This is a genomic window from Manganibacter manganicus (assembly GCF_002075885.1).
GTDB classification, from domain to species: Bacteria; Pseudomonadota; Alphaproteobacteria; order Rhizobiales; family Rhizobiaceae; genus Mesorhizobium; species Mesorhizobium manganicum.
On sequence record NZ_MDET01000001.1, the window covers coordinates 178,459 to 193,751 of the forward strand.

Annotated in this window: 14 protein-coding genes; all 14 read left to right on the plus strand. The window is 61.9% G+C overall.

Going from position 1 to position 15,293, the window contains the following annotated elements; all coding sequences use genetic code 11:
* The first annotated feature begins 1 nt into the window (after position 1).
* The 14 genes from nuoF to BFN67_RS00905 all read left to right on the plus strand — a co-directional run bounded on the left by nuoF (position 2) and on the right by BFN67_RS00905 (position 14,898).
* Complete coding sequence (gene nuoF, locus BFN67_RS00840; protein WP_080917688.1) at positions 2-1,306, plus strand: NADH-quinone oxidoreductase subunit NuoF; 1,305 nt, start codon at positions 2-4, stop codon at positions 1,304-1,306.
* Positions 1,303-1,935: an NADH-quinone oxidoreductase subunit E gene (locus tag BFN67_RS00845; RefSeq protein ID WP_139788966.1), complete on the plus strand. Its 633-nt coding sequence runs from the start codon at positions 1,303-1,305 to the stop codon at positions 1,933-1,935. Before nuoF ends, BFN67_RS00845 begins: the two co-directional genes overlap by 4 nt.
* Positions 1,935-4,016 carry an NADH-quinone oxidoreductase subunit NuoG gene (gene nuoG, locus BFN67_RS00850; protein WP_080917689.1) on the plus strand — a complete coding sequence of 694 codons (2,082 nt, stop codon included), beginning with the start codon at positions 1,935-1,937 and terminating at the stop codon, positions 4,014-4,016. Before BFN67_RS00845 ends, nuoG begins: the two co-directional genes overlap by 1 nt.
* Positions 4,017-4,018: 2 nt before the next feature.
* Entirely contained in the window at positions 4,019-5,062 is a 1,044-nt protein-coding gene (gene nuoH, locus BFN67_RS00855) for an NADH-quinone oxidoreductase subunit NuoH (RefSeq protein WP_080917690.1), read from the plus strand.
* The gene (gene nuoI / locus BFN67_RS00860) at positions 5,062-5,553 is read left to right on the plus strand and encodes an NADH-quinone oxidoreductase subunit NuoI (protein ID WP_080917691.1); all 492 of its coding nucleotides are present in this window, start codon (positions 5,062-5,064) and stop codon (positions 5,551-5,553) included. Before nuoH ends, nuoI begins: the two co-directional genes overlap by 1 nt.
* Positions 5,554-5,731: 178 nt before the next feature.
* Complete coding sequence (locus BFN67_RS00865; protein WP_080917692.1) at positions 5,732-6,352, plus strand: NADH-quinone oxidoreductase subunit J; 621 nt, start codon at positions 5,732-5,734, stop codon at positions 6,350-6,352.
* Between the two features lies 1 nt (position 6,353).
* Positions 6,354-6,662: an NADH-quinone oxidoreductase subunit NuoK gene (gene nuoK / locus BFN67_RS00870; RefSeq protein ID WP_080917693.1), complete on the plus strand. Its 309-nt coding sequence runs from the start codon at positions 6,354-6,356 to the stop codon at positions 6,660-6,662.
* A 3-nt stretch (positions 6,663-6,665) separates the two neighbouring features.
* Positions 6,666-8,639 carry an NADH-quinone oxidoreductase subunit L gene (nuoL, locus tag BFN67_RS00875; RefSeq protein WP_080917694.1) on the plus strand — a complete coding sequence of 658 codons (1,974 nt, stop codon included), beginning with the start codon at positions 6,666-6,668 and terminating at the stop codon, positions 8,637-8,639.
* Positions 8,639-10,144, plus strand: coding sequence for an NADH-quinone oxidoreductase subunit M (locus BFN67_RS00880; protein WP_080917695.1), 1,506 nt, complete (start codon positions 8,639-8,641; stop codon positions 10,142-10,144). Before nuoL ends, BFN67_RS00880 begins: the two co-directional genes overlap by 1 nt.
* A gap of 12 nt (positions 10,145-10,156) precedes the next feature.
* A complete protein-coding gene (nuoN, locus tag BFN67_RS00885; protein WP_080917696.1) occupies positions 10,157-11,590 on the plus strand; it encodes an NADH-quinone oxidoreductase subunit NuoN in 1,434 nt (477 codons plus the stop codon).
* A 4-nt stretch (positions 11,591-11,594) separates the two neighbouring features.
* Entirely contained in the window at positions 11,595-12,419 is an 825-nt protein-coding gene (locus BFN67_RS00890) for a biotin--[acetyl-CoA-carboxylase] ligase (protein WP_080917697.1), read from the plus strand.
* 19 nt (positions 12,420-12,438) lie between these two features.
* The gene (locus BFN67_RS00895; RefSeq protein ID WP_080917698.1) at positions 12,439-14,109 is read left to right on the plus strand and encodes a ribonuclease J; all 1,671 of its coding nucleotides are present in this window, start codon (positions 12,439-12,441) and stop codon (positions 14,107-14,109) included.
* Positions 14,110-14,224: 115 nt separating this feature from the next.
* Positions 14,225-14,629, plus strand: a complete 405-nt coding sequence (gene mce, locus BFN67_RS00900) for a methylmalonyl-CoA epimerase (RefSeq protein ID WP_080917699.1) — start codon at positions 14,225-14,227, stop codon at positions 14,627-14,629.
* Positions 14,626-14,898, plus strand: coding sequence for a DUF1467 family protein (locus BFN67_RS00905; protein ID WP_080917700.1), 273 nt, complete (start codon positions 14,626-14,628; stop codon positions 14,896-14,898). The genes mce and BFN67_RS00905 overlap by 4 nt, the downstream gene beginning before the upstream one ends.
* Positions 14,899-15,293 lie beyond the last annotated feature (395 nt).

Sequence of the window (15,293 nt, forward strand, 5' to 3'; positions counted from 1 at the left end):
GATGCTTGCAGACAAGGACCGCATCTTTACCAATATCTACGGCCGCTTCGACAGATCGCTGGCCGGAGCGATGTCGCGCGGCGCGTGGGACGGCACTGCCGGCATCATCGCCAAGGGCAGCGACTGGATCATCAACGAGATGAAGGCGTCGGGCCTGCGCGGGCGTGGCGGCGCCGGCTTCCCGACCGGGCTGAAATGGTCGTTCATGCCCAAGCAGAGCGACGGGCGCCCGAGCTATCTGGTGGTCAATGCCGACGAATCGGAGCCCGGCACCTGCAAGGATCGCGACATTATGCGTCACGACCCGCATACGCTGGTGGAAGGCTGTTTGCTGGCCGGTTTCGCCATGGGCGCGGTGGCTGCCTACATCTATATTCGCGGCGAGTTCATCCGCGAGCGCGAGGCGTTGCAGCGCGCCATCGACGAGGCCTATGAGGCCAAATTGATCGGCAAGGGCAACAAGAACGGCTATGATTTCGATATTTACCTCCATCACGGTGCCGGCGCCTATATTTGCGGCGAGGAAACCGCGCTGCTGGAGAGCCTGGAAGGCAAGAAGGGCCAGCCCCGTCTGAAGCCGCCATTTCCGGCCAATGTCGGCCTCTATGGCTGCCCGACGACCGTCAACAATGTCGAATCCATCGCGGTCGCCCCGACGATCCTGCGGCGCGGCGCGGCCTGGTTCTCCTCCATTGGCCGTCCGAACAATGTGGGCACCAAGCTGTTCATGCTGGTCGGCCACGTCAACACGCCATGCACCGTGGAGGAATCCATGGGCATCACCTTCCGCGAGCTGGTGGAAACCCATGGCGGCGGCGTCCGCGGCGGTTGGGACAATCTTTTGGCCGTCATTCCCGGCGGCGCATCCTGCCCGGTGGTCAAGGGCGAGGATATTTTGGACGCGCAGATGGATTTCGACGGCATGCGCGAGTTGAAATCGTCCTTCGGCACGGCGGCGGTAATCGTGATGGACAAGTCCACCGATATCGTGAAGGCGATCGCGCGGCTGTCCTACTTCTTCAAGCATGAAAGCTGCGGCCAGTGCACGCCGTGCCGCGAAGGCACCGGCTGGATGTGGCGGGTGATGGAGCGCCTGGTGCGCGGCGAAGCGCAGAAGCACGAGATCGACATGCTGCTCGACGTCACCAAGCAGGTCGAAGGCCACACCATTTGCGCGCTCGGCGACGCGGCGGCCTGGCCGATCCAGGGCCTGATCCGCAATTTCCGTCCGGAGATCGAGCGGCGCATAGACGAATTTACCCGCAACGCGCACCGGGCGGAGCCGGTTTTGGCGGCCGCAGAATGACGATGGAGAGCAAACCTACCGCGGTTCTGCCGCCGGACATGGCAGGAGCAGCCAATCTTCTGGCGCATCCCGTTGCCGGGGTCGCGGCCATGTCGGCGCTCGGCGTCGGGTTTGCCAGCCATGCCTTCGGCGTCTGGATGGGCGCACTGTCGGCAGCGATCGAAGGCTCGCAGCGTATGTTCGATGCCATGTCGGGCGGCGAGGCAGTTAATGATGCCGCCGTGCCGAAAGCATCGTCCGGCAAGGCACGCGCGAGGGCCAGGGCGGTGATGCAGCAGGCAAACGCCTATGCGCGCGATATTGCGCAAACCAGTGCGGAGGCGGCGGGCGAGGCGCTGACAGCAACCGCCCCGGTGAAGCCTACTCAGGAGGCGCTGCGGCAGCCGGCGGCAATTGCAAGGCCGCAAGTCCCGGACGATCTCAAGGCGATTGCCGGCATCGGGCCGAAGCTGGAAGCGGTTTTGAACGGCCTCGGCATCTGGACCTATGAACAGATCGCGGCCTGGAGCGCCGACGATACCGCCTGGATCGAGGATTATGTCGGTTTCAGCGGCCGTATCGCGCGTGATGGCTGGATCAATCAAGCGGCGGCGCTCGGCCGTCAGGCGAAGAACGCCGGGAGCAATTGATGACAAAGCTCAAGGTTGACGGCAAAGAGATCGAAGTCCCCGATCACTACACGCTGCTGCAGGCGGCGGAGGAAGCAGGGGCGGAGATCCCGCGCTTCTGCTTCCATGAACGGCTGTCGATCGCCGGCAATTGCCGCATGTGCCTGATCGAAGTGAAGGGCGGTCCGCCCAAGCCGCAGGCGTCCTGCGCCATGGGCGTGCGCGATCTTCGCCCCGGCCCGAACGGCGAGACGCCGGAAATCTTCACCAACACGCCGATGGTCAAGAAGGCCCGCGAGGGCGTGATGGAATTCCTGCTCATCAACCATCCGCTCGATTGCCCGATCTGCGACCAGGGCGGCGAGTGCGATTTGCAGGACCAGGCGATGGCCTTCGGCACCGACGGCTCGCGCTTCAAGGAAAACAAGCGCGCAGTGGAAGACAAATATATCGGCCCGCTGGTCAAGACGATCATGACGCGCTGCATCCACTGCACGCGCTGCGTTCGTTTCACCACCGAAGTTGCCGGCATTTCCGAGCTTGGCCTGATCGGCCGCGGCGAGGACGCCGAGATCACCACCTATCTCGAACAGGCGATGACGTCGGAATTGCAGGGCAATGTCATCGATCTCTGTCCGGTCGGCGCGCTGACCGCGCGGCCCTATGCCTTCCAGGCGCGGCCGTGGGAACTGACCAAGACCGAGTCGATCGATGTCATGGATGCCGTCGGCTCGGCGATCCGCGTGGATTCGCGCGGCCGTGAAGTGATGCGCATCCTGCCGCGCAACAATGACGCGGTGAACGAGGAATGGATTTCCGACAAGACCCGCTTCATCTGGGACGGGTTGCGGACGCAACGTCTGGACCGGCCCTATGTGCGCAGGAACGGCAAGCTCATGCCGGCAAGCTGGCCGGAAGCTTTTGCCGCGATCAAGGATGCGGTGGCGAAAGCGGCGCCCGACAAGATCGGCGCGATTGCCGGCGATCTGGCTGCGGTGGAAGAAATCTATGCGCTGAAGCAGCTTATGGCGTCACTCGGCTCGACCAATATCGACTGCCGGCAGGATGGGGCGACCCTCGATCCGGCGCTCGGCCGAGCCAGCTATATCTTCAACCCGACCATTGAGGGCATAGAACAGGCGGACGCGGTGCTGATTATCGGCTCCAATCCCCGCTTCGAGGCTTCGGTGCTCAATGCCCGCATTCGCAAGCGTTTCCGCGCCGGCCCGTTGCCGGTCGGCGTGATCGGCGAGATGGGTGATTTGCGCTACGATTACGAGCAACTCGGCGCAGGCCCTGAAACGCTCAAGGATCTTGCCGATGGCAATGGCAAGTTCTTCCAGCTTCTCAAGAAAGCCAAGCATCCGCTTGTCATCGTTGGACAAGGTGCATTGACTCGTGCCGATGGCGCCGCGGTGCTCGGGCAGGCAGCCAAGCTGGCAAATGCGGTTGGTGCGGTGAGTGCGGAGTGGAACGGCTTTGCCGTACTGCACACGGCGGCTGCCCGCGTCGGCGCGCTCGATGTCGGTTTCGTGCCCGGCGAGGGCGGCAAGGATGTAGCCGGCATGATGAGCGGGAGCGACGTGCTGTTCCTGCTCGGTGCCGACGAGATCGCCATGAGCGGGATCGCGGCCGGTTTCGTCGTTTATATCGGCACGCATGGCGATGCCGGCGCGCATCGCGCCGATGTCATCCTGCCGGGCTCCGCCTACACCGAGAAATCCGGCACCTATGTGAACACCGAGGGGCGCGTGCAGATGGCCAACCGCGCCGGTTTCGCACCGGGACAGGCGAAGGAAGACTGGGCGATCCTGAGGGCGCTTTCCGATGTTCTCGGCCATAAGCTGCCATTCGACTCGCTGGCGCAGCTTCGCGCGAAGCTCTACGCCGAACATCCGCATCTCGGCCGGATCGACCAGATCGAGGCGGGCAGCGCAGGCGAACTCGTCAAGGTAGCGAAGCTGGGCGGGCGCCTGGGCAAGAGCGCGTTCACGTCGCCGGTCAAGGATTTTTATCTCACCAACCCGATCGCGCGGGCGTCGGCCGTGATGGCCGAATGCTCGGCGCTCGCCAAGGGTGATTTCAAGCAGGCGGCGGAATAGACATGGATTCCTTCTTTTCGTTCTACGTGCTGCCGGCGCTGATCATTCTTCTGAAGTCGGTCGTGCTGATCGTCGTGCTTTTGATCTTCGTGGCCTACATCCTTTATGCAGACCGCAAGATCTGGGCGGCGGTGCAGTTGCGGCGCGGGCCGAACGTGGTCGGGCCATGGGGTACGCTCCAGGCATTCGCCGACCTTTTCAAATTCGTCTTCAAGGAACCGATCATTCCGTCCGGCGCCAATAAGGGCGTATTCCTGCTGGCGCCGCTGGTTTCCGCCGTGCTGGCCATTTCGGCCTGGGCGGTGATCCCGGTCAGCGAGAACTGGGCAATCGCCAACATCAATGTCGGCATCCTCTATGTGTTCGCCATTTCCTCGCTTGAAGTCTATGGCGTCATCATGGGCGGCTGGGCCTCGAACTCGAAGTATCCGTTTCTCGGCGCCTTGCGCTCGGCCGCGCAGATGGTGTCCTATGAGGTCTCCATCGGCTTCGTCATCGTCACCGTTCTCCTTTGCGTCGGCTCGCTCAACCTTTCCGACATCGTGCTGTCGCAGGCCGACGGTATCGGCACGCGGCTCGGCCTGCCCAATACGCTGTTTGACTGGCATTGGCTTGGCCTGTTCCCGATGTTCATCGTGTTCATGATATCGGCCATGGCCGAGACCAACCGGCCGCCCTTCGATCTGGTCGAGGCCGAGTCGGAACTGGTGGCCGGCCATATGGTCGAATATTCGTCGACGCCGTTTCTGCTCTTCTTCCTCGGCGAATATGTCGCCGTGGTGCTGATGTGCGCGCTGACCACCATCCTTTTCCTGGGCGGATGGCTGCCGCCGATCGACGTCGCGCCTTTCACCTGGGTGCCCGGCCTGATCTGGTTCGTGCTGAAGATGCTGCTGGTGTTCTTCATCTTCTCGATGGCGAAGGCCGTGCTGCCGCGTTACCGCTATGACCAGTTGATGCGTCTGGGCTGGAAGGTCTTCCTGCCGATTTCGCTGGCGATGGTCGTCATCACCGCCGCCTTCCTCAAGATCACGGGGTTTGCCTGATGGGTGCTCTGTCACAAGCCGCCAAGTCGCTGCTCCTCAAGGACATCGTCATCGGCTATGTCCTCGGGATCAAGCAGTTCTTCGCGCCCAAGGAGACGATCAACTATCCGCACGAGAAGGGGCCGATCAGCCCGCGCTTCCGCGGTGAGCATGCGCTGCGCCGCTATCCGAACGGCGAGGAGCGCTGCATCGCGTGCAAGCTGTGCGAGGCGATCTGCCCGGCGCAGGCCATTACCATCGAGGCCGGCCCGCGCCGCAATGACGGCACGCGGCGCACCGTGCGCTACGATATCGATATGGTGAAATGCATCTATTGCGGTTTCTGCCAGGAAGCCTGCCCGGTTGACGCCATTGTCGAGGGGCCGAATTTTGAATTCGCGACGGAGACGCGCGAAGAACTTTACTATGACAAGGATAAGCTTTTGGCGAACGGGGACCGATGGGAGCGCGAACTGGCGCGCAACATCGAACTCGACGCGCCGTATCGATGAATTGAGATCATCCCATCCCGCTGCCTTTGGGGTGGCTTCTTGCGCGGGCGCGGAAGAAGGGGATGAAAAATTGGCGGCGGCATTGCGCATGGACGCGGTGCCACCGCTTCGCTAAGAACCACGCGATTTCACGGCCACAGGCTTGGTGGAGTCGCAAACAGGAAACCGGGGAAAGCCCATGTTGCACGGACTGGCGGCGGTCTTCTTTTATCTATTCGCCCTTGTCGCGATCGGATCGGCCTTCATGGTCATTTCGGCGCGCAACCCGGTGCATTCGGTGCTGTTCCTCATCCTTACCTTCTTCAATGCCGCCGGACTGTTCCTGCTGGCCGGCGCCGAATTCCTCGCGCTGATCCTGCTGATCGTCTATGTCGGCGCGGTGATGGTGCTGTTCTTGTTCGTCGTGATGATGCTCGACGTCGACTTCGCCGAACTCAAGACCGGCGCCCTGCAATATGCGCCGATCGGCGCTCTGGTCGGGTTGATTCTTGTCGCAGAACTGATCGTGGTGACGGGCGGCTACATCTTCGAGCCGAAGCTGCTCGCCTCGGCGGCGCAGCCTATTCCGGACCTTCTGGTGCGCAGCAACACCGCCGCGCTCGGCGACATCATCTATACCGACTACATCTATTACTTCCAGGTCGCGGGCATGGTGCTGCTGGTCGCCATGATCGGCGCCATCGTCCTGACGCTGCGCCACAAGGCCGGCGTCAAGCGCCAGTCGATCCCGGAGCAGGTCGCGCGCACGCCGGCGAATGCCATCGAGATCAAGAAAGTCGAAACGGGCAAGGGGATCTGACATGACGGTCGGCATCGGACATTATCTGACCCTTTCGGCTATCCTGTTCACGCTGGGCATCTTCGGCATCTTCCTGAATCGCCGCAATGTGATCGTGATCCTGATGTCGATCGAGTTGCTGCTTCTGGCGGCCAATCTCAACTTTGTCGCCTTCTCGGCGACCTTGCACGATCTCGTCGGCCAGGTGTTTGCGCTGTTCGTCCTGACGGTGGCAGCGGCTGAAGCCGCCATCGGGCTTGCCATCCTCGTGGTCTTCTTCCGCAACCGCGGCACGATCGCGGTCGAAGACGTGAATATGATGAAGGGCTGAGGAATGTATCAGGCAATCGTATTCCTTCCCCTTATCGGCTTTCTGATCGCAGGGCTGTTCGGCAATTCGCTGGGCGCCAAGGCATCCGAGGCCATCACCTCGGGTCTTCTGGTGATCGCGGCCGTGCTGTCGTGGGTCGCCTTCTTCACCGTCGGCTTCGGCACCGGCGAGGTGTTCACCGTTCCGATGATGACCTGGTTCCATGCCGGCGGCGTCGATGTGTCCTGGGCGCTTCGTATCGACACGCTGACCGTCGTCATGCTGGTCGTGGTCAATACCGTCTCGGCTCTGGTTCACATCTACTCGATCGGCTACATGCACCACGATCCCAGCCGGCCTCGCTTCTTCGCCTATCTGTCGCTGTTCACCTTCGCCATGCTGATGCTGGTGACCGCCGACAATCTGCTGCAGATGTTCTTCGGCTGGGAAGGGGTGGGCCTTGCGTCCTATCTGCTGATCGGTTTCTGGTTCAAGAAACCGTCGGCCAATGCCGCCGCCATCAAGGCCTTCGTCGTCAACCGCATCGGCGATTTCGGCTTCCTGCTCGGCATATTCGGCGTGTTCGTTCTGTTCGGCACGCTCGATCTCGGCACCATCTTCGCCAATGCCGCGACCTATCTTCCGGCTGAAGGCGCCCCGGCAGGCGACACGGTGCTGAACTTCCTTGGCTACGCGCTGGACAAGCAGGCGGCCATCACCATCGTGTGCCTGTTGCTGTTCATGGGTGCGATGGGCAAGTCGGCGCAGATGCCGCTGCATACCTGGCTGCCGGATGCGATGGAAGGCCCGACGCCGGTGTCGGCGCTGATCCATGCCGCGACCATGGTCACGGCCGGCGTGTTCATGCTGGCACGGCTTTCGCCGCTGTTCGAACTGTCGCATACGGCGCTGACGATCGTCACCTTCATCGGTGCCTTCACCGCTTTCTTCGCCGCCTCGGTCGGCCTGGTGCAAAACGACATCAAGCGCGTCATCGCCTATTCGACCTGCTCGCAGCTCGGCTACATGTTCGTGGCGCTGGGCGTCGGTGCCTATGGCGTGGCGATCTTCCATCTGTTCACCCACGCCTTCTTCAAGGCGCTGCTCTTCCTCGGTTCCGGCTCGGTCATCCATGCCGTTTCCGACGAGCAGGACATGCGCAATATGGGCGGTTTGCGCAAGCTGATCCCGACGACCTACTGGATGATGGTGATCGGCTCGCTGGCGCTCACCGGTGTCGGCATCCCGCTGACAGTCATCGGCACCGCCGGCTTCTTCTCCAAGGACGCCATCATCGAGGCCTCCTTCGTCAGCCACAATCCGGTGGCGGCGTTCGCCTTCGTGATGCTGGTCATCGGCGCGGCCTTCACCAGCTTCTACTCCTGGCGGCTGATCTTCATGACCTTCCATGGCAAGCCGCGCGCCAGCGAGGAGGTGATGCATCATGTGCATGAATCACCGTCGGTCATGCTGGTGCCGCTTTATGTGCTGGCGGCGGGCGCGCTGTTCGCGGGCGTCCTGTTCTCGACCTATTTCATCGGCGAGGGCTATGAAGCCTTCTGGAAGGCCGCCCTGTTCACCCTGCCGGACAACCACATTCTGCACGAGATGCACGACGTGCCGCTTTGGGTTTCCCTTGCGCCGATCGTCGTCACGATCATCGGCTTCCTGGTCGCCTACAAGTTCTACATCACTTCGCCGGAGATGCCCGAGCAGGTCGCCGGGCGGCATCGCATGCTCTACGCGTTCCTGCTCAACAAGTGGTATTTCGACGAAATCTACGAATTCCTGTTCGTGCAGCCGGCCAAGAATATCGGCCACTTCCTGTGGAAGACCGGCGACGGCAAGGTCATCGACGGGATCGGCCCTGACGGCATCTCTGCCCGCGTGGTCGATGTCACCAACCGCGTCGTCAAATTGCAGACCGGCTATCTCTATCACTACGCCTTCGCCATGCTGATCGGCGTTGCGGCTCTCGTCACCTGGATGATGCTCTAATGACCGATTGGCCAATTCTCTCGACGGTCACGTTCCTGCCGCTGGTCGGCGTGCTGCTCATCCTGTTCATTCAGGATGACAGCGAGAACGGCCGCCGCAACATTCGTTCCATCGCGCTGTTGACGACGCTGGTCACTTTCGTCGTCTCGCTGTTCATCTGGTTCGGCTTCGATAACGGCGAAGCCGGCTTCCAGATGGTGGAAAAGCATGAGTGGCTGGATTCCGGCATCTCCTATCACATGGGCGTCGACGGCATCTCGATGCTGTTCGTCATCCTCACCACCTTCCTGATGCCGATCTGCATCGCGGCGTCGCTGAAATCGATCCAGGTGCGGGTCAAGGCGTACATGATCGCCTTCCTGCTGCTGGAGACGCTGATGATCGGCGTGTTCTGCGCGCTCGACATCGTGCTGTTCTACGTCTTCTTCGAAGGCGGCCTGATCCCGATGTTCATCATCATCGGCGTGTGGGGCGGCAAAAGGCGCGTCTACGCCTCGTTCAAGTTCTTCCTCTATACGCTGCTCGGCTCGGTGCTGATGCTGCTTGCCATCATGGCGATGCTCTACCAGTCCGGAACCACGGACATTCCCACGCTCCTGGCGCATCATTTCCCGCAGAACATGCAGACCTGGCTGTGGCTGGCCTTCTTCGCTTCCTTTGCGGTGAAGATGCCGATGTGGCCGGTGCACACCTGGCTGCCGGATGCTCATGTCGAGGCGCCGACGGCTGGCTCGGTCATCCTGGCCGGCATCCTGTTGAAGATGGGCGGATACGGTCTGCTGCGTTTTTCATTGCCGATGTTTCCGGATGCCTCGGCCTATTTCGCGCCGCTCGTCTTCACGCTGTCGGTGATCGCCATCATCTACACCTCGCTGGTGGCGCTGATGCAGGAGGACATGAAGAAGCTGATCGCCTATTCCTCCGTCGCCCATATGGGCTTCGTGACCATGGGCATCTTCGCGCTGAATCCGGAAGGCATTCAGGGCGCGATCTTCCAGATGCTGTCGCACGGGCTGGTGTCGGGCGCGTTGTTCCTGTGTGTCGGTGTCATCTATGACCGCCTGCATACACGCGAGATCGCCGCCTATGGCGGCCTGGTCAACATCATGCCGAAATATGCGGTCGCGTTCCTGATCTTCACCATGGCCAATGTCGGCCTGCCGGGCACGACCGGGTTCGTCGGCGAGTTCCTGACGATGCTGGGCGCCTTCAGGGCCAACACCTGGGTGGCCGTGTTCGCCACGACCGGTGTCATCCTTTCGGCTTCCTATGCGCTGTGGCTCTATCGCAAGATCGTCTTCGGCGCGCTGACCAAGGAAAACCTCAAGGGCATGCTCGACCTGTCCGGCCGCGAGAAGGCGATCCTCTATCCGCTGATCGTGCTGATCATTTTCTTCGGCGTCTATCCGACACCGATCTTCAACGTGACCTCTGCCTCGGTCAACGCACTCGTCACCAACGTTACCGCTTCCATCGGGTCCGCGCAGACCGCGGCGGCGAACTGACCGGAGAAAAGCATGACCATGGATCTTCTCTCCAGCCTTTCGCTCTCGACACCGGAACTGATCCTTGCGGTCGGCGCCATGGTGCTGTTGATGGTCGGCGCCTATTCGCGCGGCAATTCCAGCACGGCGGTGACTGGCCTTGCGGTGGCCATTCTGGCGCTCGCGGCCGTGTGGATACTGGTGGCGCAGGCGCATGGCACGGCCTTTGCCGGCGCCTATGTGCAGGACGATTTCTCCGTCTTCATGAAGGTGCTGACGCTGGCCGGATCGGCCTTCACGCTCATCATGTATGTTGGTTTCGCCAAGGTCGAGCGCTTCGACAATTTCGAATATCCCGTGCTCGTCATGCTTTCGACGCTCGGCATGATGGTGATGATCTCGGCCAACAGCCTGCTTGCGCTCTATCTCGGCTTCGAACTGCAATCGCTGGCGCTCTATGTGGTCGCCGCCATCAACCGCGAAAGCGCGCGGTCGAGCGAGGCGGGGCTGAAATATTTCGTCCTCGGCGCGCTCGGCACCGGCATGATGCTCTATGGCATTTCTCTGACCTACGGCTATACCGGCTCGATCGACTTTGCCAAGGTCGCGGCGGCCGTCACCGGCGAGCGGCAACTCGGCGCCCTGTTCGGCCTGATCTTCATTCTTGCCGGCCTGACGTTCAAGATTTCGGCGGTGCCGTTCCATATGTGGACACCCGACGTCTATGAAGGCGCGCCGACGCCGATCACCGCGTTCTTCGCGGTGTCGCCCAAGGTGGCGACCATGGCGCTGATCCTGCGCGTGACGATGGACGCCTTTGCGCCGGCCGCTTCCGAATGGCAGCAGATCATCGTCTTCATCTCCATCGCGTCGATGGTGCTGGGCTCGTTCGCGGCGATCGGCCAGCGCAATTTCAAGCGCATGATGGCCTATTCCTCGATCGGCCATATGGGCTTCTGCCTTGTCGGGCTAGCCGCCGACAGCGAGGCCGGCATACGCGGCGTCGTCATCTACATGCTGATCTATGTGGCGATGACGCTCGGCACCTTCGCCTTCATCATCGCCATGCGCCGCAAGGAAGGGCAAGTGGAGCGGATCGACGATCTTGCCGGCTGCGCCTCGACCAATCCGTGGATGGCGACCATCCTGACCATCCTGCTGTTCTCGCTGGCCGGTATTCCACCGCTGGCCGGGTTCTGGGCCAAGTGGTACGTCTTCCTCGCCGCCATCAATTCCGGCCTTTACGCGCTGGCCGTCATCGGCGTCCTGACCTCGGTCGTGGCCGCCTTTTACTATCTGCGCATCATCAAGATCATGTGGTTCGACGAGACGGCTGGCGGTTTCCTGCCGATGGCTGGTGAGTTGCGCTTCGTGTTCGGCCTCTCCGGGGCGTTCGTGCTGTTCTATGTGCTGATCGGCGGGCCGATCAGCACCTATGCCGAAGCCGCGGCCAGATCGTTCTTCTGACCGGATGGCCTTCAGGCTCGCGCCCACGGCTGTAGCGGAAGGTTTTCGGCTGGAGGCCCACGATACGGTCGGTTCCACCAATGCGCTGGCTCTCGACCACGCCCGCGACGGCGATGCCGGAAATCTGTGGGTCGTAGCCAGGATGCAGGAAAGCGGCAGGGGCCGGCGAGGCCGCGCCTGGGCTACGCCGCATGGCAATCTGGCCGCGACCCTGCTTGTTTTGGTCGGCAGCGAGTTGCGCCTGGCGGCGACGTTGGGCTTCGTTGCCGGTCTGGCGCTGGCCGATGCGCTCGAAGCGGTCGTGCCGAAGGGGCGTATCGCCATCGGGCTGGACGGCGCCAGCCAGGGGACAAACCGTTTCGAACTGAAATGGCCGAACGATGTGCTGGCTTCCGGCGCCAAGCTGGCCGGCATCCTGCTGGAATCGGCTGCACTTGGCGACGGGCGCTTTGCCGTTGCCATCGGCATCGGCGTGAATGTGGTGGCGTATCCGCCCGATCTGCCCTATCCAGCCACATCGTTGCAGGCGTTGGGCGCGGCTGGCGATGCCGAAACCCTGTTCCTGGCGCTGTCGGATGCGTGGAGCGCCAATGCCCGGCTTTGGAACGAGGGCAGGGGGCTGGGCGCAATCCGCAGGCGCTGGCTCGACCATGCAGCCGGGCTCGGCGGCGAGGTTGCTGTCAGGATTGACGGGAGCGTGGTGCGCGGCACCTTCGAGACCATTGACGAGGATTGCCGTTTCGTGATCCGCGAGCACGGCGGCAATTTGCTGACGATAGCGGCCGGCGACGTGCATTTCGGCGCGGTCGCCAGCGCCGGTGCCGGCTAACCGCCAGAAAGGAATATCGATGGCAAAGAACGATCAGGCCGAACTCGTCTTCGTGCCGCTTGGCGGGGTCGGCGAGATCGGCATGAATTTCGCCCTTTACGGCTATGGACCGGCGCATGCGCGCGAATGGCTGGTCGTCGATGTCGGCGTCACCTTTCCCGATGCGGCGCATCCCGGCGTCGATCTCATCCTGCCCGATACCCGTTTCCTAGAAGACAATATCGACAGGCTGCGCGGTATCGTCATTACGCATGCGCATGAAGACCACTATGGAGCGTTGCTGGACATCTGGCCGAAGCTGAAAGCGCCGGTGTGGATGACGCCGTTTGCCGCCGGCTTGCTGGAAGCCAAGCGGCAGGGCGAACAGAACGCACCGAAAATTCCGGTCACGGTCTATCGGGCTGGCGAGACATTCACCATGGGGCCGTTCGAAATCGAGGCGATCCCGGTGACGCATTCGATCCCCGAGCCTATGTCGTTGGCAATCACCACGCCGGCCGGCACGGTCGTTCATACCGGCGACTGGAAGATCGACCCCGCGCCGACCATCGGACCGATGACTGCGGAAGCGCGTTTCAGGGCCTATGGCGACAAGGGCGTGCTGGCGCTGATGTGCGATTCCACCAATGCATTGCGGGATGGCGACTCGCCTTCGGAGGAGGCGGTCGGCGAAGGCTTGAAGGGGGTGATCCAGCAGGCCAGGGGCAGGGTGGCCGTCACCACTTTCTCGTCCAATGTCGGGCGTGTCGTTTCGATTGCCAAGGCGGCGCGCGATGCCGGGCGCCAGTGCCTGCTGCTCGGGCGTTCGCTCAAGCGCGTCGTCGATGTGGCGGGCGAACTCGGCTATATGGACGGGCTTCCCGACTTCATTTCGGAGGAGGATTACGGTTTCGTCCCGCGCGAGAACCTTGTCGTAATCTGCACCGGCAGCCAGGGCGAGCCGCTGGCGGCGCTTGCCAAGCTATCGCGCGACGAGATGAAATCGGTGGCGCTCACGGCCGGCGACACGGTGATCTTCTCCTCGCGCACCATTCCCGGCAACGAAAAGGCGATCCTTGAAGTCAAGAACCGCCTGATCGACCTCGGCATGAAGATCATCGAGGATGGCAACGCGCTGGTGCATGTCTCCGGCCATCCGAGGCGCTCGGAGTTGAAGCGCATGTATGAATGGGTGCGCCCGCAAATCGGCGTGCCGGTGCATGGCGAGGCGGCGCATCTGGCGGCGCAAGGCTCGCTGATGGCGATGTCCGGCATCGGCCAGGTGGCGCATGTGCGCGACGGCGACATGCTGCGGCTTTCTCCAGGTGCTGCTACAGTCATCGACAAGGTGCCTTATGGCCGGCTTTACAAGGACGGCCGGCTGGTCGGCACCGACGAGGCCATGGGCGTTCGCGACCGGCGCAAACTTTCCTTTGCCGGCCATGTTGCGGTCAATGTCGTGCTCGATGATCGCTATGAACTGTCGGGAGACCCGGATCTTGTGGCCATCGGCGTGGCTGAAGCGGATGCGCAGGGCGAACTCATTGAAGACCTGATGGCCGATGCGGCAATCGGCGCGGTGGACTCCATACCGCGCCAAAGGCGAAAAGACCTGGACCTTGTGCAGGAAGCCGTGCGCCGCGCGGTGCGTGCCGCCGCCAACGAGGCCTGGGGCAAGAAGCCGCTGGTGACGGTGTTCGTGACGCGGTAGAAGCGGCAGTCGGCAATGGACAGCCGGCAGCAGGAAAAAGACAACGGGCCTGCGTTCGCCCCGCTCGATCCGACTGCCGATTGCCCAGTGCCGTTTCGACCGCAGGGAGAGACTTATGCTCAGGCGGCTGAACCATATCGCCATAGCGGTGCCGGATCTCGACGCCGCCACGGCCACTTATCGTGATGTGCTGGGCGCGCGCGTCGGCGCGCCGCAGGCTTTGCCGGAACATGGCGTGACGGTGGTGTTCGTGGAACTCGACAACACCAAGGTCGAATTGCTGGAGCCCTTGGGCGAGAACTCGCCGATTGCCGCCTTCCTTGCCAGGAACCCGCTGGGCGGCATGCACCATGTCTGCTACGAAGTCGATGACATCGAGGCGGTGGCCGCGCAACTCAAGGCGTCCGGCGCGCGGGTGCTTGGAGACGGCAGGACGAAGATCGGAGCGCATGGCAAGCCGGTGCTGTTCCTCCACCCCAAGGATTTTTCCGGCACATTGGTTGAACTGGAGCAGTCATGAACTGGATTGCCTATGTCGCCACCTATTTCATCTTCTGGTGGCTGATCCTGTTTCTAGTCATGCCCTTCGGGTTGAAAACCCAGGAGGAGGACCAGAACGTGACGCTAGGCACCGTTGCCAGTGCGCCGCGCGGTCCGCATATGCTGCGGGCGATGTTGTGGACTACATTGCTGACCCTGGTCTTTATCGGCGTGCTCTATCTGGTCGTCGATGTGCTGCAATTTGGGGTGAGCGACTTTCCACGCATTGTCCCGGATTACAGTTCTTAATCCGCAGGCATAGCGCCAACTCGAGCGGTTCCGGTTTTTACTGAACCGGCGAACCGCTCCACACTCGTGCTGGAAATGCTCTCGCTTGTCGCAGAAGGCGCGCCAAGGGATTCAACGGCGCGCGTTTCGGCATTGCCGTTTACACCACGGTGTGAACTTCCTTTCTGAACCGACTGATCGCGCAAAAAAAATGCAAGGCACGAAGCCTTGCAATTAAACGCGCCCGACCCGTTATCCGTTTCCGGCGGCAGCGAATTACCGCGCCTGGATCGCATCCTCCCAAGACTTGATCGCGTGGGGAAAGTAGATTGTTCTCCACTTTCTCAGTTATCGGGGAACACTAGACCAAGGCGAGACAAAAAGTCACGGAAAATTTTGCGTAGAAACAGATATTC